Here is a 26530-nt window from a genome sequence, read left to right as displayed (position 1 = left end):
TGAAAGAAGTATCACAACCACAGAGCATCACGATGCCATATTAACTCACAACATCTATGAATCATTCACTGTTGTTTAGACTTACTACAAAGTGTAACGACTTATAGGAGTAATAACAAATGCTTATTTGTCGATTGCTGAGATGATTGAACCTCATGCCTTGCAGATATAAACGCTATCATTGATAAATCTTTTCCCAATGCTAACCTTTGATTTTTTGACAAAAAAATAGCACCTATTTTGATAGATGCTATAGATATAGGTATCGAATGAAGAGAGTTCAAAATCAATTTTTGAATAACTCCCATAGAGCAATTATTTCAAAAACAATGCCATCGCCTTTTTAAACAGTCCACCATAAGGCGGCAATAAGAAATTGAGACCATTTAGCTTAGTCTGTACAAAGATAGGTTTCATATGGCTCAAGCGCTCAAAGCCCGCTTTGCCATGGTATGCGCCTGTACCAGAGTCACCGACCCCACCAAATGGCAAGTCATGCTGGGCGACATGCATGATCACTTCATTGATACATAGACCACCAGAGACGGTATTGTTACGCACGTTTTCGATATAGCTGTGGTTGTCGCTAAAGACATACAGCGCTAATGGACGTGGACGCGCGTTGACGAAAGAAATCGCATCGTCGAGTGTCTCATAATGTATCAGCGGCAAAATCGGGGCAAAAATCTCATTTTGCATCAGATCGCTATCAGGCGCAGGCTCGCTCACAATCACAGGTGGCATTAGACGCGTTTCGATATTGGGCTCAACTGCAGTCAGTGCGTGTATCTCAATACCTGTTAGCGCGTCTAGGTAACCCTTGACCCGTTTAAACTGCTCACCATTGATAATGCGTGAATAGTCTGGATTGTTTTCGATACTGGGATAATGCTTGGCCATCCACTCTTTTGCCAAAAGAATAAACTGGTCATGATATTGACGCTGAATCAATACATAATCTGGGGCAATACACGTCTGACCTGCATTTAGTGTTTTACCCATCATGACACGGTTGACCACCGACTCTAGATTGGCATCATCCAATACAATTACTGGTGACTTACCGCCAAGCTCAAGCGTCACTGGTGTCAAGTTAGGCGCGGCGGCAGCCATTACCTTTTTGCCTACAGCAGTCGAACCCGTGTATAGCAAGTGGTCAAATGGTAACTCACTAAAGGCAGCAGCAATATCAACCTCGCCCAGTACCACGCAGATCATATCTGGCGAAAAATAACGAGAAATGGCATCAGCAAATGTCTGAGCAAACTGCGGCGCAGCTTCGCTCATTTTGATCATGATTCGATTACCCGCGGTGATTGCATCAATCATCGGACCAATCGCCAAAAATAAAGGATAATTCCAAGGCACCATGATACCGACCACCCCCAATGGCTGCGGCTGAATCTCGTTGTGAGCGGGCATATATAGAGGTGAAATAGGCGCACGATACGTTTTCATCCATTTTTTGCCGTGCTTTTTGGCATGACTTATACCCGTAAAGCTTGGAAACAGCTCGGCAAACTGAGTCTCTGATTGGCTACGATATCCAAAGTCTGCGCTGATTGCTTTTGCAAAGCTTTCTTGATTGTCGCTCAGCATCACTTCTAAATTATCTAGCTGAGTCTCACGAGTACCCCAATCATTGATCGGCCGCGTACGGCTCAATGTTTGCAGGCGTGAGAATTGAGATTTCATCTCATCGATGGTTTTTGCGGTACTCAGTGCTTCAGGCATACGCTGCAACGCAAAACCTGCATCGGTTGGTGCCTGCTCATGGGCGTGTTGGTTGCTATCTGTCATTTATCTTCCTTGTCGTGCTCATATGATGTCACATGGTCACTATGTTTATTGAATTATGGTGTTACTTTGTTAGTCAGACGCGCGCATCCGTTATATGCCCTGACCGTACATTTTATTCGGTTTTGCTTATCAAACTTTAATGTAGCGCATTGACTGCGCAATGAACAGCTTCTTTGGTTGACTAGTGCGTCTGTACTAGTGTTGTCTACCTATCAGCTAACTCAATGATATATAAATATTTTTATGGATCCTTCATGACTTTTCACCCTTAGTATTTAACTGTCTCTTAGACTGCGTGATAGCATATAATCTTTGAGCGATACCTGCCAAAACTGCTACACTAGCCATCGGCATCCTCCGCCTTTACACTGGACAATCATAAGACAGACACGCTCATGCAAAACGACACACAACCGCTCAATGACATGCTGATCAGTAAATCTCTGTCAGCAGCCGATTATGTTCCCACTCTCGATGCCATGCTGTCACGTACTCTCGAACGTATCGATCTAAAAAAACAGCAAGGACTGCGCACGCCTGATGAGTTATGGATCGTTGATCACAACGATGTTTATACGCTTGGACAAGCAGGCAAAGAAGAACACATATTGCAGCGCACCGACACGCCTATCATCAAGACCGACCGCGGTGGTCAGGTAACTTGGCATGGTCACGGACAGCTGGTACTTTACTGGTTGTTTGACTTAAACAGTTTGGGCTGGAGTGTACGCCATCTGGTCTCCCATGCTGAACAAGCGATCGAAGACGTCGTTAATGACTGTCTGCATAGCTCGCCATCTAGTCGTGACAATATCAGTGCCCATGCCCGCCGTGATGCACCTGGCGTTTATATGTATTCTGACCCCACTGTAGCGGATGACAGTAGCAATGCTAATAGCAACTCGCTAGATGACCCATCTCCTGATAATAAGATTATGCTTGGAAAAATAGCGTCGTTGGGCTTCAAGATTAAGCATGGCTTTAGCTATCATGGTATCGCAATTAACTTAGACTGTGATTTGTCAGCATTTAATGCTATCAATCCTTGCGGTTATGCGGGGATGCAGATGTTGCGCTTGTCTGATTTTGTGGCCATGCAGACAGATTCAGAGCAAAAAGAGTCAGAAACACAAACGACTCAACAAATCAGCGACGCATTAAACTACAAGATAGTTACTCAAAAACTTATCGATAATATCGCCAAGCGTCATGCTGGACTGATTGAATTACGAGCAATAGCGCCAAAGTGAGTTTTGAGTCCATTTTTGCATAATCTTTTTTTGCATAATATCTTGCACGCTTAGACTTAAGCATTAAGAGAAAATTTAGACCAAACTTGTTATAATCGCACCCAGTACAAATCGGGTGCGGCAAAGATTTTGCAGTATCCCTAGCTACATCAATCATTCAAACCTCTAAAACAAAAGCAAATTGGAGTATTTCATGGCAGATTTTAATAAAATTTTGGACGCAGGCGACGTAGACGGCGGTATCATCAACGTAGTCGTAGAGATCCCAGCTGGTAGCAGCCATAAAATTGAGTGGAATCGCGAATTGGCCGTATTTGAGCTTGATCGTATTGACCCACAGATTTTTGCTAAGCCATGTAACTATGGTTTCATCCCGCAAACGCTTGACGAAGATGGTGATGAGCTAGATGCATTGATTTTGACTGAACAGCCACTACCGACTGGCATCTTTTTAAAGGCCAAAGTCATCGGTGTCATGAAGTTTGTTGATGATGGCGAAGTCGATGACAAAATCGTTGTCGTCCCTGCTGACGACCGTGACACAGGTAATGCTTACAACAGCCTAGAAGACCTACCAAAGCAGCTCATCAACCAACTAGAGTTCCATTTCAGCCACTATAAAGACCTGAAAAAAGCGGGCACTACTGTGGTTGAATCTTGGGGTGATGTGAGCGAAGCGAAAGAAGTCATCAAAGAATCTATCCAACGCTGGAAAGACCTATAATTTATTAAAATTGGCATAAATGCTAATCATAGATAAATACCAAAATACCGCGATCGCAATGTGATCGCGGTATTTTTTTGCTTGAATACTCTGTGTGTAACTTGAATACTCTATATGTAAAATGGTTATAATAAACGCGATTACTCATTCACACGCATACGCCGTAATAAGGACAGCCATGTTTAACCCCGACCCTAGCAAAAAGCCAGTCAGTACAAAGTTGCCAAAAGACGTCATTATGATGGTCGAAAAAAACAACTTGGTGATGGCCATCAAAACCTTGGCGGCCGACGAAAACATCAGTATGGATGAAGCCAAAACTAGGATTGATGCCTATGAGACTGCACTCAAAGTAAAACAACAGCAAAAGCTCAATACCATCGCCAGCAAACAAGGTATCCCCAATCAAGCCATTAGTTTCGATAGAGAGCAAGAGGTCGAAGATGAGCCTGGTCCATTGGTAAAAAACCGTGTTAAATCTACTCAGCCAGGGCAAGGGTTTAAAAGCTTACAAGCGGGTGTCGACAGTCAACTCAATGACTTGGGCTATAAAAAACCTTTACTCCCTTATTGGCTAAAACGGTTGCTTGTCATCGCTGTCTTGATGATAGGTATATTTTGGATATTGTGGCGAGTGTTTGGTTAAATAAAGTACTGGATCGCGATACTTTTTTTTATAGAACCGTTTATCGCTGATACTGTAGCCTGCGAGTATTGTTACTCAGAGGCTGGATAATAGGTTTGAAGAGTGAAATAGCTGGTTCCGTTGAGGTATACCTCAGGAAGACTAATCTAAATCAATTCTTCTGTATTCAAAACTATTTACTATAATTAGTCTTATATTCATCGCAACCTGATGATTGAAATCCAATATCACATGCTTTGTCATACCATTCTTTAGCAATAGCATAATCTTGACGTACGCCCTGACCTTTTTCGTACATAGTGGCTATAGCATATTGAGCAAACGGATAGTCTTGACTAGCTGCTTTTTTGTACCAATAAATTGCTTTATTATAATCTTGAGGCACACTAGAACCTTTGTGGTACAAATCACCTAAAGTAAACTGAGCCGCTACATCTCCTTGATTGGCTGCTTTTGTATACCAATAGACTGCTTTCATAGTATTTTGACATACGCCATAACCTAAACCGTATATCACGCCTAAGTTAGACTGAGCCGCTACATTTCCTTGGTCGGCTGCTTTTGTGTACCAATAGACTGCTTTTACAGTATCTAGATTTATTTCTGTACCTTCTCTATATTTCTCAGCGAGCTCAAACTGAGCTTCTACATCACCTTGTTCGGCTAATTTTTGTAGTTTTGTAACGTCACTTTTTTCCTTATGACTTAATTGCGTCTGAGAAGCTTGTTGATTAGTTGCACTTTGAATTTGTTGGCAACCTATCAGCAGAAATAGTGAGGATAAAAGAAAAAGAAAGGCAGTTGTCATTTTGGATTTAGGAAAGATCATAGAGTCGCGTCACTAACTGTGGTTTATTCGTTAATCATACCATCGATTTATAGCCATTAAACTCATATCTAACGCTAGCAGTTCTATGGCTGTATAGCGCATCGATCGCGATTTAATACTATTTTTGGGCTTGTAAAGCTTATTAATCAATATAAGGTTAACTAAATAAATGGCTCATCTGGATTTACATGCTAAAGCAGAGATTGGCAAATCCTTAGCAGGGTTCGCACTAGGTGAAAAATTGCAAAGCTTTTTGCATTATGTCGATCAGATTGTAGATGGAAATAAAGTTCCTTGGAATGTTGATTTAGTAAACAATAATGAAGGAGTCTTACTATATAAATGGGGTTCATCGTACGGTAACGAATACGCAATTTTCTTTAATAGTCCTGATCTACAACTTGGTTTTTCTGAGCAGGGTACGCTTATCTTCATTCAAGTTGGTAAAGGTTATCAAGGCGAAATCTTTGATGGTGGTATCAAAATTGGCAGTCGTATCGGAGATATAGACCATGCGTTAGTTTTGGATGATACAGAAGATGCGCACTATTTAGCGGATGATAAAGGACAATTCATTGATGGAATATTCTTTTTAGCTGGTGGCGAAGAAGTGATAGATAATCCTGATGCTACTATTGGGGTAGTACGTGTCTATAATTATAACTTCAAGTGATAAATATTTGAGTATAGATACCATCATACTTAAATAATCTTGAATCGCTCAAACAGTACGCCATGAAGTACACTGCTGTCACTCCAACAACTCCAACAATCGCTACCACTAGCCTACAGCCTTATGTTCAAGCCCTCACTAGGGAACCACTCTTATTCCTATACAGCTACATTATGGCAAATAAACTTTAACCGAAGCAGATTGCTAAGAACAAAAGGCTACTAACGCCTTACCTATCTATATTATAGGAACATTAATACAAATAGATAGGGCATTAAAAAAGGATACCATCGTATCCTTTTTTTGTTTTCGTAATAATTAAGAATAAACCCATCTTAGTGATGCTCACCAGGAAGAATTCTAGCAAAGGCACGCTGAGCAAAGTTAGGCTTGCTATCAGTCGTTTGCGCCGCCGTCGAACTTGGGAAGATACGATAACCAATTGATTGAATACCGACGTTAAATGCTGGCACCAACGAATAAGTGGCTGAGGCGAATTTGCCCATATTACTGGCAATACTGTTTGGCTTATGGACAATCGCTTTTGCGACCATTAATGCAGCTTCATCAGGCATCAAAGCTGGCATATAACGGTATAGCTTGGTGGGGGCAATCATAGGGGTACGTACCAAGGGCATAAAGATATTGGTGACCTTGATATTATCGCCTTTGACTTCCGCGGCTAAGCAACGACTAAACGCATCTAGTGCAGATTTTGACGCCACATACGCGGCAAAGCGAGGACTGTTTGCCAATACACCAATCGAAGAGATATTGACGACTTGACCTGTTTGGCGGCTAATCATCGTCGGCAAGAAACCCAAAATAGTTTTAACAGCACCAAAGTAATTAATCTCCATCGTGCGCTCAAAGTCATGAAAACGGTTGACCGACTCATGGACTGAACGGCGAATCGAACGACCAGCATTATTGACCAATACATCCACATGTTTAAAATCAGCAAGAATTTGTTCGCTGGTCTTTTCAATCTCATCCATATTGGTGAGGTCACATGGATAATAACTGGCCCTGCCACCCAATATTTCAATATTTTCTTTGACGGTTTTTAGTTTGTCTTCAGTACGCGCCAACAAAATAACATGCGCCCCGCACTCACTTAACAAAAAAGCCGTACGCTCGCCAATACCACTTGATGCACCCGTAATGATAATATTCTTGCCTTTTACTGCTTTTGTTATTGCTTTTTTCGAGGGATTAGCCATAAAAAGTCCTTTTTGTCTGTCCTATGCCAATGAATATTCGTTTACAGCATAGCAAAAAAATATCGCATACAGTGAACAAAACACCAATAGCTGATAGTTAACTTGACGGTTTTAGAGGTTTATAGTGATATATCATCATATAATAGTGACGATACTTAGCGCCATACTTTTTGCTGACTGATACAGAGGAGACGTTATTTTGATCGGAAACCTAACCCACTATATTGACTTGATTGCCAAGATAGTCGAAGTCATTGGTGTCTTGATTATGTTCTTTGGACTCCTCTTTGCCTTTTACAAAGCATTTCGGATATCGGGCGGCCTGAACCATAATACCTATGTAGAGAGCAGGCAGACCGTTGGCAAATCCATTCTTTTGGGACTTGAGGTACTGATTGCCGCAGACATTATGGCAACAGTGGTGACAGAGCCGACATTACGCAGCGTCTTAGTATTGGGTATTATCGTGCTTATTCGTACGTTTTTGAGTTTATCACTACAAGTTGAGCTAGAAGGCCGATTTCCTTGGCAAAAAGAAAAGCCAACATCTGAGAAAAACCCTGATGCTATGCCTTTTAATGAAGCCACACCTGTTGATAAAATATAGCTTTAATCAACAGGATTAAAAGACGTATCAGTGATTTATGCTTATGATAAGCGTGATGAAACTGTACAGATCATTACTACTCATGCGTCTGCAAAAAACGCTCAACCACGCGGAACTGCCCTGCTGTACTCTCCTCGCCATACATCGCTTGCCGAAAAGCGTTGGAGTTGGGGATGCCTGTCGTATACCACGCAATATGCTTGCGGGCGATACGGCAGCCAGAGTACTCGCCGTAAAAGTCATACAGCTCTTGCAAATGCGCCAGTACAACTTCCTTAATCTCGCTCACACTTGGGGCATCAAGCACGTCACCTGTGCGCAAAAAATGCTCAATATCACGAAATATCCACGGCTGCCCTTGCGCGGCTCGCCCAATCATCACCGCATCACAGCCTGTCAGCTCATAAACATGCTGCGCTTTTTGCGCGCTATCGATATCGCCATTCGCAATGACAGGAATGCTAATGCTGTCTTTGACTTCGCGTATTAACTCATAACGCGCCTCGCCCGTATACATATCCTCGCGCGTACGCCCATGAATCGCAATCGCGGCAATACCTGCTTGCTCTGCCCGCTTGGCGACTCGCAGGATGTTTTCACGACCGTTTTCAAACCCCAATCGTGTCTTTAATGTCACAGGCGCATCAACAGCATTGACTGCAGCGTCAAGCAATCTTGCTACTAGATCCTCATCTTGCAGCAGCGCTGAGCCTGCCAGCTTACGGCAGACTTTTTTGGCCGGACAGCCCATATTGATATCGATAATCTGCGCGCCATTATCGATTTGATAACGAGCCGCTTCAGCCAATTTGTCTGGCTCTGCGCCTGCTATCTGTGCAGAAATAGGCGCAATCTCATTGTCGAAATTGGCACGATATAGGGATTTTTTGCGTGCATAAAGTGCCGTATCAGCGATGATCATCTCGCTGACCGCATGACCTGCGCCAAATGATTTGCACAATCGGCGAAAAGGATTGTCCGTCACGCCCGCCATCGGTGCGACCATCAAACGGTTTTCAATCGTCAGACCACCTATATTTAAGGGCTGCAACAATGGATGGTCGGACAAAGTCGAGGATGAAGGTAACACAGGAGAATCAATAGACATAAAAAAACGGCTTGATTTGTAAGGAAAACAAGCCGTCATTCTAAGGATTCTTACATTTATTGCAAGCGATTAACGTGAATAGCTTGCATAAGCATTACTCATTTTTGATACATTCTATTCATTATTTATCAAGCACACTGCCCTGCTCTAGCGTGATGTCATCATCATGCGCTTGCATGCGCCACGGTAGGCTATCAGGTGACACATTCAAGAAGTGTAAATACTTCTCGAACTGATCGATGATATCATTGATCACCGATTCAGACTTATAGCCGTATAAGTCATAGGTCTGACCACCACGGCGCAGATACACCTCAGCGCGATGATGGTGCTCTTGCGGCAAGGTGTCGGCGCTGCTTTCAGTATAATAATCAGGCGCTTCATGTTCAGACAAGCGCACTTCATACCAAAACTCGACATCATCGCCACGCTGCAACTCAAGCACGGCACGGTTATTGGCTGCATCATAATTGACCTCAGTCGTCCAGCCGGTTTCTGCAAATTTAGACGACACTTCCATCATCGAAGGCATCACCACTTCTTTGATGTAGTTTAGCACCTTTTCACGCGTCGGCTTGTCGGTCATATAATCAATACGCTCACGCCATGCAGACGGTTTAAGTAAGTGCGGCGGTAGTTTATTATTTTGATCAAGGCTTTGATTACGATGTCCCTCGATACGCAATGCGCGCCACATACCGAACATGGAGATCAGAATGATAATCGCAAATGGTAGAGCACTAACGATTGCTGCCGTTTGTAGCGCTGTGAGACCACCTGCAATCAAAAGCACCGCGGCAACAGCCCCTTCAGTCACTACCCAAAAACTGCGCTGCCACCATGGCGTATCACTACGCCCGCCAGCTGCTAGCGAGTCGATCACCAATGAGCCAGAATCTGATGACGTCACAAAAAAGGTAATAATCAACAAAATAGTCAATGACGATACAAATTCGGTAAACGGTAACCGCTCTAATAATTTAAATAAAGCAATCGCTTGGTTGTTTTGTACCTCGCTGATGAGTGAGTTATAGCCATCGACCATAATCATATGTAGGGCAGTATCACCAAATACAGAAAACCAGAAGAACGTAAAGAACGTTGGCACCAACATCACACCGAGTACAAACTCACGGATGGTACGACCACGGCTAATCTTGGCAATAAACAGACCGACAAAGGGGGCCCATGCAATCGTCCATGCAAAGATAAATAAGGTCCAGCTACCGATCCAATCGCTATTCTCGTACGCTTGTAAGCTAAAGGTACGCTCAACGATATTACCCAAATAACTACCCGTATTTTCCATAAAGGCATTTAGGATAAAGATCGTCGGCCCTACTACAAATACAAACACCATCAACGCGGTTGCCAATACCATATTTAGAATAGACAAGCGTTTTACCCCTTTGTCCATCCCTGCCAATACGGACACCAGTGCTGCCGATGTCACTAATGCAATCGCCACGACCTGTATGGTAGTATTCACGGGGATAATATCAGGTAACAAGTAGTTTAGACCTGCATTGATTTGCGATACTGACAGACCAAGACTGGTAGCAATACCGAACATCGTACCCAATATCGCAAACACATCGACCGTATGACCGATAGGGCCATGAATCCTGTCACCAATAATCGGATACAGTGTCGAACGTATTGATAATGGTAGACCATGACGAAACGCAAAATACGCCAGTGATAAACCAACAACACCATAAATCGCCCAAATATGAAAACCCCAATGGAAATACGCAATTTGCATCGCCTCTTTTGCCGCCGCAATGGTCTGAGGATCAGACATTGGCGGACTAGAAAAATGCATCACTGGTTCCGCTACTCCATAAAATAGTAGCGCAATCCCGTAGCCTGCCGAAAACAGCATGGCAAACCATTCAAGGAATCCGTATTCCGCCTCAGCATGATCAGGGCCCAGCTTGATACTGCCATAAGACGAAAACGCCAGTACAATAATAAACATCAAAAACAGGGCCACTGCCAGCATATAAAACCAGCCGAATGTCTCAGTCGTAAAACTAAGCACATCACTGAACAGAGCACCCGCTGCCTCAGGATCGATCGCAGTACCGATGACTAGCAGCAGCATAATGACCGCTGCAGGTATAAAAACCGGCAATAAAATGGTAGAGCGTGAACCGTTACTCATAAGCAGTGGTATCCTCAAATCCGTAAAAATAAGTGATAAAGAATCATATCCCTGATACTCATCAACATAGTAGATATCAATCTACAAACAATAGTTGTCATTAATATTACAACAGCACGTTAGCAATAATACCGACGCATTCTGTATAGATGGGAATACTATGTAACATAAACTTTAGCCAAATCCCAAGATAAACGCGTGTTTACAACAATAACTTAACGTTTATTACACAATGATTACTAGGCAATAAAAAAGGCAACTTGTTAGTTGCCCTTCAATCTTATATACCTATCATCCTTATATACCTATCATCCTAGCAATTTATGCCTCGATATCAGGCAGCACTAATAGCTGTAGCAAGTCGCTGAGCAATATCTGCAAGCTCACCTTGATCAGCCTGTGTTACTGCATGACGTCCTAACTCATGAATACTCGATGGAATCAAATGCACATGGTAATGAAAAACCGTTTGACCGGCTTGTGAGCCATTCAACTGCATCTGAATAACGCCTTCACGCTCAAACACTTGACGCTGTGCTTGCACAACCTTTTTAGAAGTCATCAGGACAGCAGCGGCATACTCTGGCTCAAGATCTACCAAATCTACCGCTTTTTGCTTGGGTATTACCAATACATGACCTTCGGCTTGCGGCATGATATCCATAAAAGCAAGGGTTTTGTCGTCTTCATAGACTTTATGACAAGGAATATCACCATCTAACATTTTGGCAAAGATATTATTGTCGTCATAAGCAGTCTTTTGATTTACTTCAGTCATTATTTTTTCCTTTGATTATTTGATTGTTGGATGCTTAACAGCTTTTAAAATGGTTTAGAGCGCTTGTCATATAGTGGACGAAATATAAGTTTAGTACAAGTTGCTATCATTTCCGTGGTTGATAAAATCAAGCTGTACACTCCCTAGCTTATCCCACTAATTTATTGGCGGGCCATGCCCTTAAAATGTTATATTAACCCTCTATCTTAATAACGCTATGTTTATGGATTCGTCTACTTTGCCAACTCAAACAGATATGGATAATACTGCTATAACCCTTGATAATAAGGAAGAACACTCTGATATTGAGAGTAAAAGCGGTACTAAAACTATCGATCCAAACGCTATCATCTTAGCAGAAGCTTTGACTGACAAGGCGATTGGCTGGCAGATACACAACTGTAAAATCATCAAAAAGACCGTCACGCAAGATTTGCCACTGCCTTTTCTATATCATTATGATAGCTTAGACGATGCCGTCAAGCAGTCGCATCCGCTTACACCTGAATTACTGCTTCAATTCAATACACCTATGTCAGCTCACGAAGCTGCCAAGTTAATTGGCATTGACGAGGAGCTGCTGACCAGTCCTTGGCATGTAAAAATTATGGGCTCATTGGTGGTGTTTAGTGAGGCATTGCAGTTAGCCGTTCGTCTGCATTGGACCAATACGGGCAAAAAGACGCAGCAAATCTATACTAAGGATGCCGCCGACGCTATTATTGCCGCTTTTGAAGACTGGCAATTTTTTGGTCGTGTAGACGTCCTTTATAAAAATAATAAGCAGATATTAATCAGTATTGACGAGCAAAGCCCTAATGCGCAAGAGCTACCTGCCGAATCGCTATTGACGATTGAGGCAAGTGGTGACTATCAACAGCTTTTGGCCACCCATGCGCTGGCAGTTATTATGAAGCTAGAAGCCGATAAAGCTGAACTACCTTGGTTCGATAAGGCGATTTTATCTCGCATTGAATAGTGCCTTAACTCTATTTTTATCATATTAAACCCATTACCATTACTAAGCTATTTTCAATTATTCATATCTAATGGTATGGTAAAGACTTAGTATTATTCACTAGTCTTCATATCAGATAAAAAGCAAACTATAAGCATCACACTTGCGAGTTCAAACTCAAAAAAATCTCGCCTATTAGTAAGGAATATCACATGGATTATCGCTCAAAAACCTCTACCGGCGGTCGTAATATGGCAGGCGCGCGCGCATTATGGCGTGCCACTGGCATGACTGACGGCGACTTTGGCAAGCCAATCATTGCGATTGCTAACTCTTTTACCCAGTTTGTACCCGGCCATGTGCATCTAAAAGATCTTGGACAACTGGTCGCCCGTGAGATTGAGCAAGCAGGCGGCGTTGCAAAAGAGTTCAATACCATTGCGGTCGATGATGGTATTGCGATGGGCCATAGCGGTATGTTGTACTCGCTACCAAGCCGTGATTTGATCGCTGATTCTGTCGAGTATATGGTCAATGCTCACTGTGCAGATGCGCTAGTTTGTATTTCTAACTGTGACAAAATCACCCCCGGTATGCTGATGGCGGCAATGCGTCTTAACATACCTGTGGTATTTATTTCAGGTGGCCCAATGGAAGCGGGCAAAATCCTAGCCAGTACCGTCGGTAAGAGCCACAATACCGATAGTAATGATAACAGTGCCGTTCGTAAGCTTGACCTCGTTGATGCAATGATGGACGCAGCTGATGACAGCATCAGTGATGAGGATGTGGCCACTATCGAAGCCTCAGCCTGCCCGACTTGCGGCTCGTGCTCTGGGATGTTCACAGCCAACTCGATGAACTGCTTGACCGAAGCGTTAGGCTTGGCCCTACCGGGTAATGGCTCACTACTCGCTACTCATTCACTACGCCGTGAGCTGTTTTTGGAAGCGGGACGCACTATTGTCTCGCTTGCGAAACGTCGCTACGAGCAAGATGATGATTCAGTATTACCACGCTCAATCGCGACCAAAGCCGCTTTTGAGAACGCAATGAGCTTAGATATTGCCATGGGGGGTTCAACCAATACCATCTTGCATCTACTTGCTGCGGCCAATGAAGCTGAGATTGATTTTAAAATGGCTGATATTGACCGTCTAAGCCGCGGTGTGCCATGCCTAGCAAAAGTAGCCCCTGCCTCACAAAAATTCCATATGGAAGACGTGCATCGTGCGGGCGGGGTCTTTGCCTTGTTGGCTGAACTTGATCGTGCGGGATTGTTGAAAACTGACGTACCGACTATCCATAGTACGACAATGAAAGAAGCGATTGATAAGTGGGATATCATGAATCATGATAACCATGAGGCACGCGCGCGCTTCCTTGCTGCACCGGGTGGCGTTCGCACCACCGAGGCGTTTTCACAATCAAAAGAGTGGTCAAACCTTGACGTCAACCGTGAGTCAGGTTGTATCCGTAGTGCCGAACACGCCTACTCTGCAGATGGTGGATTGGCTGTACTGTATGGCAATATTGCCGAGCGTGGCTGCGTGGTCAAAACCGCTGGTGTCGATGAGAGTATCTTAACCTTTACCGGTCGCGCACGTATTTTTGAATCACAAGATGCGGCTGTCGCGGCAGTTTTAGACGACAAAATCGTTGCAGGCGATGTGGTCATCATCCGCTATGAGGGCCCTAAAGGTGGCCCTGGTATGCAAGAGATGCTCTATCCAACGACGTATCTGAAGTCAAAAGGTTTGGGTAAAGAATGCGCCCTACTCACTGATGGTCGTTTTTCTGGTGGCACATCCGGTCTATCAATCGGTCATGCTAGCCCAGAAGCTGCTGAAGGCGGTGCCATTGGTCTGGTTGAAGAAGGTGATAGCATTCACATCGACATTCCAAATCGTACTATCAACATGCAAGTCAGTGATGCAGACTTAGCCGCACGCCGAGAAGCTATGGAAGCACGCGGTCGCGACGCATGGAAACCCGTCAGTCGTGATCGTCATGTCTCGCCGGCATTACGTGCTTATGCTGCAATGACGACCAGTGCGGACACTGGCGCTGTGCGCGACGTAAGCCAAGTTGAGCGCTAAGAACTCTATCTAAACCCTTCGTTTTCATAACTTATTTATAAAAATCTATCAAGCCTGCGCCATGCAGGCTTTTTTTCACCAAAAAACAACGTATCTGTCGTTCTGATAACTATTTTTTTCGGTAATAATTCTTTTTTATCGGCATGATAAGTCATATTGCAGGGTAGATATTAAACATCCATACCAACCATTATCAATATCGAAAGCCAACCTCTCAAAACAAATCCTTAAAATATAACAACGTGCGAAAACCTTATGATTGAAAACTACAATTTATTTTTATTAATCTGCGGTATCGCCTTTTTATTAGGGGCATTGTTTCCTGTTATCTTTAAACGCACCTCGATATCATTGCCTATGCTACAGGTGAGTTTCGGTCTAATGATGGGTTACTGGTGGACGTCTCTATCGTTTTTGGACCCTATCAATAATGGAATAATCATCGAAAAACTGACTGAAATTGTCATTTTAGTCTCATTGGTTGGTGCGGGTATCAAAATTGATACTGATTTCTCTTGGCAGCTGTGGCGACCGACTGTTAGGCTCTTACTCATTACGATGCCCATCGGTATTTTTGCGATGGCAGGGTTAGGCTATTATGCCTTTGGCTTGAGCCTTGGCGCTGCTATTTTGCTGGGTGCGGTATTAGCACCTACCGATCCTGTTCTGGCTTCTAGTATTCAGGTGGGCCCCCCTAATACAGGAAGAGAAGACACACCTCGCTTTACGTTGACTTCAGAAGCAGGGTTAAACGACGGATTGGCTTTTCCTTTTGTTTACTTGGCGATTAAAATTGCGGAAGCTTTTAGTGAAGGAAACGCTTTTACCAGTGAGATGCTGTGGTCATGGTTCACCCATGATGTTTTGTGGAAGATTGGCGCAGGGGTATTGGTTGGTGTGCTGGTTGGTAAGGCGATGGCCAAAGTAGTATTTTCTAAACACACCCGTGAGACCACGATATCGCAAGGATATGTAGTTATTGCTCTGACTTTGGTGGCATATGGTGTCGCAGAGTATGTGCACAGCTATGGTTTTATCGCTGTCTTCGTCGCTGCATTTGCATTTAGGCGTTCAGAATGTGAGCACACTTATCATCAAAAACTACACGATTTTGCTGAGCAATCAGAAGGTTTGTTGATGTCGTTAGTACTGGTTGTTTTTGGTATGTTCTTGGGTCAAGGTTTGCAAGCTGGTGTTGAGCTAACATGGCGTGTGTATGTCGTCAGTTTTACTTTCCTACTACTCATACGCCCAATTGGCGGATTTATCGCGTTATCAGGACTTCATTTACCCCGTACTGAAAAATACGCAATTTCAGCACTAGGTATACGCGGTATTGGTACTTTGTACTATCTGTCTTATGCGCTCAACACAGATTTCTTTGCTGAGGATGATGCACTCAAATTGTGGATTGTCTGCTCGATTGTGATTCTAACATCCATCTTCATCCATGGTCTAAGCGCAACAAGGCTACTTAAAATGACACCAAAAAAGCATCATTAATTAATCATTTATGCTGCCATTGTGATTGATAAAGTGAGTTCATTTATAGAACTACCTTTATCAGCGCGCTTCATCAACCCAGCTCAAAACCGCTTCTGCCAATGCGAACTGACGGATATCATTGAGCATGGTGGTATCAAAGTTATGGATAAAGGCAAATGACAGTTGGCGCGTAGGATCACACCAAGCGACTGAGCCGTTATATCCCATGTGCCCAAACCCTGATAGTGCTGGATCAATGCTATTATCGATAGTGTCTTTACTACATATACTGAATAATCTGTGGTAGCCCAATCGCCACTGCATAGGCGCTGGCATGACGGCATCTAGGCCTGTGACTTGAGTTGTGGAGAGTTGCTTAAACGTAGCACTATCAATTAGCGTCTGCCCTTGCCAAACCCCACCATTGGCCAACATGGCATAAATAATAGCTAGCGCATCCGCTGAAGCGACGCCATTAGCAGCGGGAATGATTGCCTGTAGTGTCTTGCGATTATGATAATCAAGTGCTTGTTTTCCGGCAGGAATGAGCGCTGCCTTATAGTTTTTTAGATTGAGCTGGCTGGTATTGAAATACAGGCTATTAATACGCGCAGTATTTAATATAGGTTGTATGTTATCAATATTTTTGTTGTCTAGATCGTCATTAAGGCTACTTTGCGTTTCAGCTGCACGCTTATCATTTAGCATTTTCTGTTGCCAACAATGATAGCTAGGCAGACTTGCATAAGTACGCAAGGTGCTTGGTGAGTCGGATTTTAAGGTTGGTTTTTGGCGCTTGTTACGCAGTTGTACGCTATCCTCATTTGATGACTCAAAGTCTTTGGCAAGCTTTGCTACTTGATCTACTTTGCTATCTGGCACACCAAAATAGCAACTGTCTGCAATACCTAAAGGCTCGGTTAGATACTGGCGTAATGCTTCGGCTAATGACATATGTGTCACGGCTTCTATCACACCGCCAAGTACCCAACCATATACCAACGCGCTATAAGCGCTGTCATATGCGGCGGCGTCCTCAGGTGCTGTGATAGGCATTCCTTCAATATGACTCAGCATAACGCGCCAATCGAGCACCGTGTCACTATCGACATCGATACTGGTGATCGAAAACAAATCCGCCTGATGTGACATCACCTGTCGCAAGGTAATGCTGTCTTTACCTGTTGCAGCAAACGCTGGCCAATAGTGAGCAATAGGCACGTCATAACCAAGCAGCTGCTGTGACACCAATACATGCACTAATGTCGCTAAAACGCCTTTACCAGTAGAAAAATTGATGGCAAGCGTATCAGACTGCCATGACGCATCTAGACGCGCCATACCTGTACTTGCCTGCGCAATACACTCGCCTGCCTGATACACAACCACAGCACCACCAGCTGGCGCGTCATCAAGTTGTAAATCTGTCAATAACTGCTGTAAGCGGCATTGTAGATCTATGCTCATAGATGTATCGATATTTTTATTATTTTGATCATTGCTTTGCTTATTGACGTCCATCATTGCTACCTTGCTCCAGTATTGTGAACTGTCCTAGTATTAAAATCAGTTGGGTGCATGCGTTATAGAGATATTGGAGATCAGTATAAATGCATTGATAACCAATAAAAAAGGCCACCTATCGGTCGCCTTTTTATGCTTCAATTATTATGATAATTTAGCGCGGTACTAGCAAGCGATTATGGACTTCTTGTTCAAGCTTGGTCAAGCCGTGACTACGTCCACGCTCCATAGCTGTATCCATCTTGCGCCCACGCAACCAGCCTGCGCGTAGTGCAATGGCAGCCCCTACCCTGTTGCCTGAACCGCAGTGCATAGCCATCTTTTTACCATGATACTGACGCAATATATTATCGAACGCCAATATCTTAAGCTGCTTTAGCTCTTCAGCGCCATTAATAGGCAGGTGCTCGTAGCTCATTCCTGCGCGCTCAACGGCAGCTGATTCATTAAAGCTTAACTCATCCTCTAGCTGCAAATTAATCACCAACTCAACGCCAGCTTTTGCTAGAGCGGCGACTTTTTCCTCATTTAACGCGCCGCACACAATAGTATTGGCATCCGGACGAAAATAAGGCTCAAAGACAGCGGACAAATCAACACCATTGTCAGAATCGCTATGGTCATCACTTGGGATATCAGTGACAGCGTTGTCATTAGCAGCTACTGTATCAATAGTCATTGATCTGTCAGCTTGATCCGTACTTGTCGCGCTATTTTGTGAATTCATGTTTTGTGCAGTCATAATGATAAACGTGTTGGTTAAATATGGCTATTAAGATATAGGTTTGAATACGTCGTACAATGCTTGCTACTTGCTATTTAACGTCACGACACCCGCCAAATGTGGCTTACTGTTTTTGGAGCTATATAAGCCAAAATCACAGGTATCGCCGACACTTTCAAGCTGAGCGATTGGCTGCGCAATAAGCTCCACTTCTGCTGGCAAAAAGATCGGTAACTTGAAAGAAACATCAACGGTATAAGCATCAGGCAGCTCATCCATTAGAGCAAGACACTTAGCTTTTGACCACATGCCGTGTGCAATTGCTTTAGGGAAGCCAAACGCGCGCGCTGATAGTGGATGCAAATGAATCAGGTTAAAGTCACCTGACACAAAAGCATAACGGCGACCGATATCTTCTGGCACTTCAAAAATACTGTGTACGTCTTTTTTACCTACTTCTGGCTTCACAGCAACTGGACGCGGCGTGCTTTTTTTATCTTTACTGCTGGCCGTTTTTTTGCTGCGTGATAGGTAAGTTGACGTTCCTTCCCAAATTACTTTGTCCTCTGCTTTGACCGTGGTGACAAAGTCAAATTGCTGACCTTGAGCATGGTCACGCAAGTTATCAAAAGTGACCGACATGGACACCGTTTCGCGCTCACCGATAGGACGATGCTGCGTGACGCTATTGTCTACGTGTACCAGACCCAACATCGCAAATGGAAACGGCTCTTTGACCATCATATTCATCTGTAGAGTCTGTGATAGTACTGAAAAGTACGTCGCTGGAACTTTACCATTATCAGCAAAGCCACAAATTTTACGATAGTCGTTTAGATTATCATGATCGATATGCAAATCATCGACGTAATAGGTGGCCTGTGGCAATTGATCTTTACTGACTTTGCCACTGTTACCAATCGGTAGTAAGCTTTTGACAATATTGGCATAGGTAGTGTGCGCTTTTGGCAACGCGTCATAATGGGTGTCTGACATAAGTAAATCCTAAATGTGGCTTGAACAAGATTTTTAACGTATCTAAAGACATTAAGCAGTCATTGACTGATACCTATTATCAATGAGTACTATATTCAATCAATTTTGCAAGTATTTTTAGTAGCAAAAAATAGTTTGGCTGATGGCTCTTGTGTTTTTATCATAAAAAAGCCACCCGTGGGCAGCTTTATTACAATTTATCAGCAAATATTTCGTAAGCATATGTGAGGCAAATCAAAAACAAGGGATAATACCATCACGCTACCTTCTCCTCATTTGCCACATCGTCTCACCAACAAATCAGTATTATGCGCCAAGTAAGCTTTGACCACAAACACGAACTGTGTTGCCATTTAGGCCACCCGAAGCAGGTGAAGCCAACCATGCAATGGTCTCAGCCACGTCAACTGGTAAACCACCTTGGCTCATTGAATTCATACGACGACCAGCTTCGCGAATAGCAAACGGAATCGCTTCCGTCATTTGTGTTTCGATAAACCCTGGTGCTACTGCATTGATGGTCATGCCTTTTGCGTTGTCTTCTAACTGCTTAGCAGTCGCATTAACCAAGCCAATAACACCCGCTTTAGAAGTGGCATAATTGGTCTGACCCATGTTACCAGCGATACCTGAAATAGATGACACACATACGATACGGGCGTTTTCTTTTAGCACATCATTATCGAGCAAGTAGCGATTCAGCCTAGCAATGCTGCCCAAGTTAATATCGATGACCATGTCCCACTTTTTCTCATCCATTCTGGCCAATGTCTTATCACGTGTCACGCCAGCATTATGAATGACTGAATCCAGACCACCTCGCTTTTGCGCCGCATCTGCGATTTCTGCACCAGCGTCATCGCTAGTGATGTCTACTGTCAATACAGAGCCACTGATTTCGCTAGCAACTTTTTGTAGGTCAGCTTGCTGCTGCGGTACGTCAAGACAGATTACATGTGCGCCCTCACGAGCTAATACGCGAGCAATTGCTTCGCCAATACCGCGACTTGCGCCCGTCACTAGCATCGTTTTACCGCCTAGAGGCTGATTCCAATCGACATCAACTGAGTCGCCTTTGCTCACGCGTACCACTTGTCCTGAGACATAAGCCGAACGTGCTGAAGTGAAAAAGCGCAAGGTCGAGTCTAGGTTTTGCTCAGCACCTGTTTCTACATAGATAAGCTGAGCTGTAATGCCGCGCTTGAACTCTTTACCTACTGATTTTACAAAGCCTTCAAGTGCACGTTGTGCCATGGCAGTTTCGATATCAGTGATGTCCTCTGGCGTACGACCAATAACGATCACACGGCCTGACTTTTCTACGCGGCGCGCAACGCTATGAAAAAACTCGTACACTTCTTTTAGCTGATCTGCATTGCTGATATTACTTGCATCAAAAAGCAATACTTTGAACTGATCGTCACCACCTGTATTGGCTTTTGCTTCAACGCCTACATCAGCAAGGGCGTCTTTAACATCATCACTGCTGTTTACATATACATCAGCATGCACATCTAACAAAATACGTGCAACAGATTCACTAATGCTTTTGTCCTCACCATTAGCACGGCCAACTAGTACACTGCCACGAACCAAACGCTCACCGCTTTCAAAACGATCAAGCGTCGCTGGCATTGGCAAACCTAAATTCTTTGCGACTTTTTTACCAATAGAAGATTGAACAAAATCACCATAACGGTCTGACATAATATATTCCCTATAAATAATGAATGGTTTAAATAATAGTAAACACTAAATGTAATACGCCTATTATATAGACTCATCAACATTGTAATTATTGATATTTGGTAAATCATTTTAAAACTGGCCTAACTATACACTGCCAAACTATACACTGCCATTAAAAACATGTCCAAAAACAGACAATGTCTACAACAATCTGTAAACAAGTCAGTATACAAGCTGACGACTTTTTACCCACTTGCTGACCATCATAACATGTTAAAATCTGACGTATAAGTTATGGCAAACATAATTATTGATAACAATATATTATCAAACATATCGTTATGCAATGCTACTATCTGATACTTGTTGGTACTCGCCAGTCTATCAGCGCCTTAACCAGTACGCTTAAAGCTGTCATTGAACTTATACAAGCGACACATCGTTTGCTAAAGATATACATTAAACGAGCACAAAACGACTTATCATACACAGCGATACTAGCTGGTAAATGATAATATTTGATTTTTGCTTAACATGACTTTGCCACTTTTTTTATTTTTACCCTTCAACTTTTCTGCCCATACTTTTTAAGGATAATATTATGAGTAATAAAAATAACCACCCTGATAGTCCAGTTGTCGAAAGCACTGTTGTTAAAGCCAGCGATGCAAAACCACAAGAAATTGCTGAAAACAATGAAACTGCTAAAACTGCTGACGTTAAAGCTGATACTAAGGCCAACGATACCAAGGCTGATAGCACACAAGCTGAAAACACAAAAAAAGAAGCGCCAGCTACTAAAAAATCTGACGCTAAAGGAACTGATACCAACGACTCAGAGACTAAAAATACCACTAGCAAACAACCAGATGATGAAAAAGTAGAAACCACAGCAGCTAAAAAACCAGCGACTGCAACTAAAAAAGCGAGTACAACCAAACCTGCTACAAACCAAAATCGTGTGGCAATCTTAGGTGGTAACCGTATTCCATTTGCTCGCTCAAATGGCTCATACGCTGACGTCAGCAATACAGATATGTTGACTGCGGCTCTAGACGGCTTGGTTGAGCGCTACAACTTACAAGACGAAGTCATCGGTGAAGTGGTCGCTGGTGCCGTTATGAAGCTAAGCCGCGATATCAACCTGACTCGCGAAGCAACATTGAACACAGCGCTGAACCCACATACACCAGCCTATGATATCTCACAAGCGTGCGGAACTGGCCTACAAGCGACCTTTGCTTCTGCGAACAAAATCGCACTGGGTGTTATCGATTCAGCCATCACAGGCGGCGTAGATACTACCTCAGATGCGCCTATCGCTATTGGTGATGGTCTGCGTAAAGTACTGATCAAGCTTGGTGCCGCCAAAGACAACAAGCAACGCCTAAAGGCATTGATGGGTCTAAATCCAAAAGACTTGATTGACTCACCGCAAAATGGCGAGCCGCGTACTGGTCTATCGATGGGCGAGCATCAAGCGATTACAGCACTTGAGTGGAACATCACTCGTGAAGCTCAAGACGAGCTTGCCTTTAACAGTCACAAAAACCTAGCACGCGCTTATGACGAAGGTTTCTTTGATGACTTGATCACCCCATACAAAGGTCTGACTCGTGATAACAACTTACGTCCAGACACCACGCTAGAGAAACTGGGTAAGCTAAAGCCAGTATTTGGCAAAAAGAACGCCAATCCAACGATGACTGCTGCCAACTCAACGCCACTGACTGATGGCGCATCTTGTGTCCTATTGGGTACTGATGAATGGGCAAAAGAGCATGGTCTAAAACCACTGGCTTATATCGTGCACCAAGAGACAGCGGCGGTAGACTTTATCGGTAAATCTGGTACTACCGAAGGCTTACTCATGGCACCCGCTTATGCGGTACCACGTATGCTTGAGCGCGCTGGACTCACGCTACAAGATTTTGATTTCTATGAGATTCATGAAGCGTTTGCCTCACAAGTGCTATCGACACTCGCCGCTTGGGAAGATGAGACATTCTGTGAAGAGCGCCTAGGTCTTGATGCGCCACTAGGCTCGATCGATCGCAGCAAGCTAAACGTGAATGGCTCATCACTAGCAGCAGGCCATCCATTTGCCGCGACCGGTGGTCGTATCCTAGCCACCGCTGCAAAACTACTTGATCAAAAGGGCTCAGGCCGTGCGCTAATTTCTATTTGCGCCGCTGGTGGTCAAGGCGTGACTTGCATCTTAGAAAAATAAGTTCGGTAAGTAACGAATGAAAATGAGTACTTGATTCATCATTTTTATCAGCTCATCTATTCTCATAAAAAATGCCCTTTAACTATTTAAAGGGCATTTTTTATTGTCTGTACTTTGCTATGATAGAACCGACCTAGATAGTAACCTCTTAAAAAAGCTGACACGCCAAACAAAGGTAATATTTATGGGTAAGACAGAATTTCTACTTAAGAAAAAGTTTCTATTAAGAAAAATGAGACAAATCATTTTTGGCTCTGATAAATTGGTAACGACAAAACCCATTACAACCACAGACTTTCAATCACTCACCACCCAGGAGCAATTAGATCAATACAACCGAGAACAAGCCATCTTGGCTGAGCGCATCGAAAAAGACATTCTAGACGATGAGCTGCGTCGAAAAATGCATCAAGACCTTATCGATACCTACGATGAAGAGCTAGAAAACGAAATAGATGACTATGCACGTGACTTTCGCTTCAATGGTCGTGAGATGAGTGAGCAAGAAAAACTGGATCGACGTACTTATTTCCATGAGTTGGTACGATTGCAGCGAGAACTTATCAAGCTGCAAGACTGGGTGGTCGCAAATGGTGAGCGTATCGTCGTTATCTTTGAAGGGCGAGATTCTGCGGGTAAAGGGGGCGCTATCAAACGTATTACCCAAAGGCTAAATCCACGCGTGTGCCGTGTTGCCGCCTTACCTGCTCCTACTGAACGCGAGCAAACCCAGTGGTATTTTCAGCGCTATGTGGCACACTTACCAGCCGCAGGTGAGATCGTTTTGTTTGATCGCAGTTGGTACAATCGCGGCGGTGTCGAGCGCGTCATGGGCTTTTGTACTGATGCGCAATATGAGGAGTTTTTCCAGTCAGTGCCAGAGTTTGAACGCATGCTTGTGCGATCAGGCATTCGCTTGGTGAAATACTGGTTTTCTATTACTGACGATGAGCAGCATGCACGCTTTATGAGCCGAATATACGATCCGCTAAAACAGTGGAAACTCTCGCCGATGGACTTACAATCCCGTAGGCGCTGGGAGGATTATACCAAAGCAAAAGAGACCATGTTTGAGCGCACTCATATCCCTGAGGCCCCATGGTGGGTGGTTGAAGGCAACAATAAGAAGCGCGCTAGGCTCAACTGTATTGCACATCTGCTCGACCAGATTCCTTATAAAGAGATACCTCGTGAGGAAGTTGAATTGCCCAGTCGCAAACGTGATGACGAATACTACCGCGAGCCTATTCCTGATGATATGTACGTACCGCCGCGCTACTAGCACTCACGGATACAGATATACGTCCTAAAAAAAGCCTTATACAGTTATAAGGCTTTTTTATTAATCATACAATATAGCCATGATGACCATCGATAAAGACGCCTAGGTTTTTGGGTTAAGTGGTATGGGCTACATGGTATAAGTGGATTGCAGGCTATCTATTTTACCAGCCAATAAACGCTCAACTTCGTTCTTGATTCGTTGTCCTGCGATATCACTACCAATTTGCACAGCAAAGCCTGCTGGTCGACCGCTCTGCGTTTTGGAGTTGATCCAAACAACCTTACCATTCATTGGCAAACGCTCACTAGAGTTGGGCAGTGTAACAGCAATAAAAACTTCATTACCCAATTGCTGCGGCTGATCAGAGGGCACAAACAAAGCGCCATTATTCACAAAAGACAGATAGCTGGCATACAACGTTTCGATAGTCTCAATATGGCAGGTTAAAATCCCGCCGCGTCCTGGCATTGCCATAATCAGCTTCCTTTATCAATTGGGTCAAATATATTTTTATAAATGATTGTGAGAATATAAACAAAAGCGATTTATATCAATAAGTTCCAATAGCTCACAAAGGCTATGTCACCACTCCTACAAGCAGGCCAATTCTTGCATTAGCTTATCATAAGCAAATTTTTCTTGCACATTTTGTTGCAGTGCAACTTTGGTCTGCTGCAAACTATCGCCGAATACTTCTAGTTTGAGAGCATCGGGTTGATAAGAGGCTAATGCTTCTGATAGGTTGATATCTGTTTGTAATTCACTCAGTCCTAGGCAGATGCGCTTTATGTCTAGGAGCATCCGTTCAGACAGTTGAATAAACTCTTTAATACTCAGCTGTTTTTGCCAATAATCACTTGCCGCTACGCTACTACGTTTACCACTTCGCAGTGCCTGCCATGTGGTCAGCCACAGTGCACGTTTGCTGTACCACGGTGCCTGTGCCAATGCTACCGCAGCGAGAGGTGCGCCATTTGCTAATTGTATCAACTGCTCAATCGCCACCTTACTGACGGCTTCACGATTGATGGTATGACCGAGCGCTTTTGTCACATAATCGATAGCAACAGCGGGCTCAATAGTCTGTAATGCCAGCTGTTGTACACGGCTCTTGATGGTCGGAAGCAGCTGAGCAGGCGTGTCACTGATTAAAAATAGATGAACTTGCGCTTGCGGCTCCTCCAAGGTTTTGAGTAACGCATTGGCAGCGGCGACGGTCATTTGCTCCGCATGATCTAACACACAGATGCGCATCCCTTGCCCGCCTTGATAGATAAAAGGCTGCAAGGCACGAATGTCATCCACTTTGATTTTAAGCGCGCTGTTGCTGGTGCTCTTGGTGGCTTTTTTGTCTTTTGCGCTGCTTGATTTGTCTTGGAGGGTGTCGCTATCCGCATTGATTGGCATACTCACGATTGGCAGCACTTGCAAGCTTGGGTGAGTACCCGACTTGAGCCATTGACAACTTTCACACGCGCCGCATGCGCCTAGTGGATTCGTATCATGCTCGCGGCATAATAGCCAAGCCACCAACCGCCATACAAAGGCGCGTTTACCCATTCCCTGCATACCAGCAGCGAGCAATGCATGCGGCAAGGACTGCTGAGTCAATACTCGCTGCGTCAATTGCGACCACAATGTCTGTTGCCATGGCAATAAGGGCGCAAAATAGATACTGTCTGAACGCTCTTGCGTGCCTACATTTGCTGTCAGATCATTCATAACAATGGCTCTA

The 26530-nt window shown here is 43.8% G+C and carries 22 protein-coding genes; 10 read left to right on the top strand and 12 right to left on the bottom strand.

The genetic code is table 11. The annotated features are described in order from the left end of the window. Nucleotides 1-315: 315 nt before the first annotated feature. A complete protein-coding gene (locus AC58CZ_RS06380; protein ID WP_494224375.1) occupies nucleotides 316-1800 on the bottom strand; it encodes an aldehyde dehydrogenase family protein in 1485 nt (494 codons plus the stop codon). A 395-nt stretch (nucleotides 1801-2195) separates the two neighbouring features. On the opposite strand from AC58CZ_RS06380, the gene lipB reads away from it, so the two are divergent. The 3 genes from lipB (at nucleotide 2196) to AC58CZ_RS06365 (ending at nucleotide 4420) form a co-directional block, all read left to right on the top strand. After that, nucleotides 2196-3050, top strand: coding sequence for a lipoyl(octanoyl) transferase LipB (gene lipB / locus AC58CZ_RS06375; protein WP_494224374.1), 855 nt, complete (start codon nucleotides 2196-2198; stop codon nucleotides 3048-3050). A gap of 193 nt (nucleotides 3051-3243) precedes the next feature. Next, entirely contained in the window at nucleotides 3244-3774 is a 531-nt protein-coding gene (locus AC58CZ_RS06370) for an inorganic diphosphatase (protein WP_075106090.1), read from the top strand. Between the two features lie 178 nt (nucleotides 3775-3952). Then, the gene (locus tag AC58CZ_RS06365) at nucleotides 3953-4420 is read left to right on the top strand and encodes a hypothetical protein (RefSeq protein WP_301450387.1); all 468 of its coding nucleotides are present in this window, start codon (nucleotides 3953-3955) and stop codon (nucleotides 4418-4420) included. A 172-nt stretch (nucleotides 4421-4592) separates the two neighbouring features. On the opposite strand, the gene AC58CZ_RS06360 is transcribed toward AC58CZ_RS06365, so the two are convergent. After that, complete coding sequence (locus tag AC58CZ_RS06360) at nucleotides 4593-5249, bottom strand: tetratricopeptide repeat protein (RefSeq protein ID WP_494224373.1); 657 nt, start codon at nucleotides 5247-5249, stop codon at nucleotides 4593-4595. A gap of 169 nt (nucleotides 5250-5418) precedes the next feature. Between AC58CZ_RS06360 and AC58CZ_RS06355 the strand changes: the two genes are divergently transcribed. After that, a complete protein-coding gene (locus AC58CZ_RS06355; RefSeq protein WP_494224372.1) occupies nucleotides 5419-5922 on the top strand; it encodes a hypothetical protein in 504 nt (167 codons plus the stop codon). Nucleotides 5923-6257: 335 nt separating this feature from the next. Here the strand turns inward: AC58CZ_RS06355 and AC58CZ_RS06350 are convergent, their stop codons facing one another. Beyond that, nucleotides 6258-7145, bottom strand: coding sequence for an SDR family NAD(P)-dependent oxidoreductase (locus AC58CZ_RS06350; protein ID WP_494224371.1), 888 nt, complete (start codon nucleotides 7143-7145; stop codon nucleotides 6258-6260). 199 nt (nucleotides 7146-7344) lie between these two features. On the opposite strand from AC58CZ_RS06350, the gene AC58CZ_RS06345 reads away from it, so the two are divergent. Beyond that, entirely contained in the window at nucleotides 7345-7752 is a 408-nt protein-coding gene (locus tag AC58CZ_RS06345) for a DUF1622 domain-containing protein (protein ID WP_494224370.1), read from the top strand. A gap of 76 nt (nucleotides 7753-7828) precedes the next feature. On the opposite strand, the gene dusB is transcribed toward AC58CZ_RS06345, so the two are convergent. From dusB to AC58CZ_RS06330, 3 genes are all read right to left on the bottom strand, one after another. After that, a complete protein-coding gene (gene dusB / locus AC58CZ_RS06340) occupies nucleotides 7829-8860 on the bottom strand; it encodes a tRNA dihydrouridine synthase DusB (protein ID WP_083499640.1) in 1032 nt (343 codons plus the stop codon). 121 nt (nucleotides 8861-8981) lie between these two features. Continuing rightward, nucleotides 8982-11027 (bottom strand): BCCT family transporter, encoded by a 2046-nt coding sequence (locus AC58CZ_RS06335; protein ID WP_494224369.1) that lies wholly within the window; start codon nucleotides 11025-11027, stop codon nucleotides 8982-8984. Nucleotides 11028-11361: 334 nt separating this feature from the next. Continuing rightward, complete coding sequence (locus AC58CZ_RS06330; RefSeq protein ID WP_186474719.1) at nucleotides 11362-11805, bottom strand: HIT family protein; 444 nt, start codon at nucleotides 11803-11805, stop codon at nucleotides 11362-11364. A gap of 223 nt (nucleotides 11806-12028) precedes the next feature. Here AC58CZ_RS06330 and AC58CZ_RS06325 point away from each other — a divergent pair, with 223 nt between their 5' ends. From AC58CZ_RS06325 to AC58CZ_RS06315, 3 genes are all read left to right on the top strand, one after another. Continuing rightward, nucleotides 12029-12784: a hypothetical protein gene (locus AC58CZ_RS06325; protein WP_494224368.1), complete on the top strand. Its 756-nt coding sequence runs from the start codon at nucleotides 12029-12031 to the stop codon at nucleotides 12782-12784. A gap of 191 nt (nucleotides 12785-12975) precedes the next feature. After that, nucleotides 12976-14862, top strand: coding sequence for a dihydroxy-acid dehydratase (ilvD, locus tag AC58CZ_RS06320; RefSeq protein ID WP_212563651.1), 1887 nt, complete (start codon nucleotides 12976-12978; stop codon nucleotides 14860-14862). A gap of 255 nt (nucleotides 14863-15117) precedes the next feature. Further along, nucleotides 15118-16365 carry a cation:proton antiporter domain-containing protein gene (locus AC58CZ_RS06315; RefSeq protein ID WP_494224367.1) on the top strand — a complete coding sequence of 416 codons (1248 nt, stop codon included), beginning with the start codon at nucleotides 15118-15120 and terminating at the stop codon, nucleotides 16363-16365. Between the two features lie 60 nt (nucleotides 16366-16425). On the opposite strand, the gene AC58CZ_RS06310 is transcribed toward AC58CZ_RS06315, so the two are convergent. The 4 genes from AC58CZ_RS06310 to AC58CZ_RS06295 all read right to left on the bottom strand — a co-directional run bounded on the left by AC58CZ_RS06310 (nucleotide 16426) and on the right by AC58CZ_RS06295 (nucleotide 21298). Further along, nucleotides 16426-17814, bottom strand: a complete 1389-nt coding sequence (locus AC58CZ_RS06310; protein WP_494224366.1) for a serine hydrolase — start codon at nucleotides 17812-17814, stop codon at nucleotides 16426-16428. A gap of 211 nt (nucleotides 17815-18025) precedes the next feature. Next, nucleotides 18026-18550 carry a protein tyrosine phosphatase family protein gene (locus tag AC58CZ_RS06305; RefSeq protein WP_494224464.1) on the bottom strand — a complete coding sequence of 175 codons (525 nt, stop codon included), beginning with the start codon at nucleotides 18548-18550 and terminating at the stop codon, nucleotides 18026-18028. 129 nt (nucleotides 18551-18679) lie between these two features. Then, entirely contained in the window at nucleotides 18680-19591 is a 912-nt protein-coding gene (locus AC58CZ_RS06300) for a MaoC/PaaZ C-terminal domain-containing protein (RefSeq protein ID WP_494224365.1), read from the bottom strand. A gap of 306 nt (nucleotides 19592-19897) precedes the next feature. Beyond that, nucleotides 19898-21298 (bottom strand): 3-oxoacyl-ACP reductase, encoded by a 1401-nt coding sequence (locus AC58CZ_RS06295; protein WP_494224364.1) that lies wholly within the window; start codon nucleotides 21296-21298, stop codon nucleotides 19898-19900. Between the two features lie 583 nt (nucleotides 21299-21881). Between AC58CZ_RS06295 and AC58CZ_RS06290 the strand changes: the two genes are divergently transcribed. After that, complete coding sequence (locus AC58CZ_RS06290; RefSeq protein WP_494224363.1) at nucleotides 21882-23510, top strand: acetyl-CoA C-acetyltransferase; 1629 nt, start codon at nucleotides 21882-21884, stop codon at nucleotides 23508-23510. A 184-nt stretch (nucleotides 23511-23694) separates the two neighbouring features. Then, a complete protein-coding gene (gene ppk2 / locus AC58CZ_RS06285) occupies nucleotides 23695-24792 on the top strand; it encodes a polyphosphate kinase 2 (protein WP_494224362.1) in 1098 nt (365 codons plus the stop codon). Nucleotides 24793-24921: 129 nt separating this feature from the next. Here ppk2 and AC58CZ_RS06280 read toward each other — a convergent pair whose 3' ends face one another. Beyond that, a complete protein-coding gene (locus AC58CZ_RS06280) occupies nucleotides 24922-25269 on the bottom strand; it encodes a PilZ domain-containing protein (protein WP_058024954.1) in 348 nt (115 codons plus the stop codon). 117 nt (nucleotides 25270-25386) lie between these two features. Next, nucleotides 25387-26517, bottom strand: coding sequence for a DNA polymerase III delta subunit-related protein (locus AC58CZ_RS06275; RefSeq protein WP_494224361.1), 1131 nt, complete (start codon nucleotides 26515-26517; stop codon nucleotides 25387-25389). Between the last annotated feature and the right edge of the window lie 13 nt (nucleotides 26518-26530).

It is taken from the genome of Psychrobacter sp. CR212, assembly GCF_059693765.1.
Note: the sequence above shows the minus strand (reverse complement) of the source record. Positions and strands in the feature narration are given on the sequence as shown.

Bases quoted from the DNA above. Each gene is read 5' to 3' on its own strand.
- AC58CZ_RS06380 (WP_494224375.1), bottom strand. From the start codon at position 1,800: ATGACAGATAGCAACCAACACGCCCATGAGCAGGCACCAACCGATGCA.
- AC58CZ_RS06280 (WP_058024954.1), bottom strand. From the start codon at position 25,269: ATGGCAATGCCAGGACGCGGCGGGATTTTAACCTGCCATATTGAGACT.
- AC58CZ_RS06355 (WP_494224372.1), top strand. From the start codon at position 5,419: ATGGCTCATCTGGATTTACATGCTAAAGCAGAGATTGGCAAATCCTTA.
- AC58CZ_RS06305 (WP_494224464.1), bottom strand. From the start codon at position 18,550: ATGACTATTGATACAGTAGCTGCTAATGACAACGCTGTCACTGATATC.
- ilvD (WP_212563651.1), top strand. From the start codon at position 12,976: ATGGATTATCGCTCAAAAACCTCTACCGGCGGTCGTAATATGGCAGGC.
- AC58CZ_RS06275 (WP_494224361.1), bottom strand. From the start codon at position 26,517: ATGAATGATCTGACAGCAAATGTAGGCACGCAAGAGCGTTCAGACAGT.
- dusB (WP_083499640.1), bottom strand. From the start codon at position 8,860: ATGTCTATTGATTCTCCTGTGTTACCTTCATCCTCGACTTTGTCCGAC.
- AC58CZ_RS06370 (WP_075106090.1), top strand. From the start codon at position 3,244: ATGGCAGATTTTAATAAAATTTTGGACGCAGGCGACGTAGACGGCGGT.
- AC58CZ_RS06315 (WP_494224367.1), top strand. From the start codon at position 15,118: ATGATTGAAAACTACAATTTATTTTTATTAATCTGCGGTATCGCCTTT.
- ppk2 (WP_494224362.1), top strand. From the start codon at position 23,695: ATGGGTAAGACAGAATTTCTACTTAAGAAAAAGTTTCTATTAAGAAAA.
- AC58CZ_RS06330 (WP_186474719.1), bottom strand. From the start codon at position 11,805: ATGACTGAAGTAAATCAAAAGACTGCTTATGACGACAATAATATCTTT.
- AC58CZ_RS06310 (WP_494224366.1), bottom strand. From the start codon at position 17,814: ATGAGCATAGATCTACAATGCCGCTTACAGCAGTTATTGACAGATTTA.
- AC58CZ_RS06300 (WP_494224365.1), bottom strand. From the start codon at position 19,591: ATGTCAGACACCCATTATGACGCGTTGCCAAAAGCGCACACTACCTAT.
- lipB (WP_494224374.1), top strand. From the start codon at position 2,196: ATGCAAAACGACACACAACCGCTCAATGACATGCTGATCAGTAAATCT.
- AC58CZ_RS06350 (WP_494224371.1), bottom strand. From the start codon at position 7,145: ATGGCTAATCCCTCGAAAAAAGCAATAACAAAAGCAGTAAAAGGCAAG.
- AC58CZ_RS06295 (WP_494224364.1), bottom strand. From the start codon at position 21,298: ATGTCAGACCGTTATGGTGATTTTGTTCAATCTTCTATTGGTAAAAAA.
- AC58CZ_RS06360 (WP_494224373.1), bottom strand. From the start codon at position 5,249: ATGATCTTTCCTAAATCCAAAATGACAACTGCCTTTCTTTTTCTTTTA.
- AC58CZ_RS06365 (WP_301450387.1), top strand. From the start codon at position 3,953: ATGTTTAACCCCGACCCTAGCAAAAAGCCAGTCAGTACAAAGTTGCCA.
- AC58CZ_RS06325 (WP_494224368.1), top strand. From the start codon at position 12,029: ATGGATTCGTCTACTTTGCCAACTCAAACAGATATGGATAATACTGCT.
- AC58CZ_RS06290 (WP_494224363.1), top strand. From the start codon at position 21,882: ATGAGTAATAAAAATAACCACCCTGATAGTCCAGTTGTCGAAAGCACT.
- AC58CZ_RS06335 (WP_494224369.1), bottom strand. From the start codon at position 11,027: ATGAGTAACGGTTCACGCTCTACCATTTTATTGCCGGTTTTTATACCT.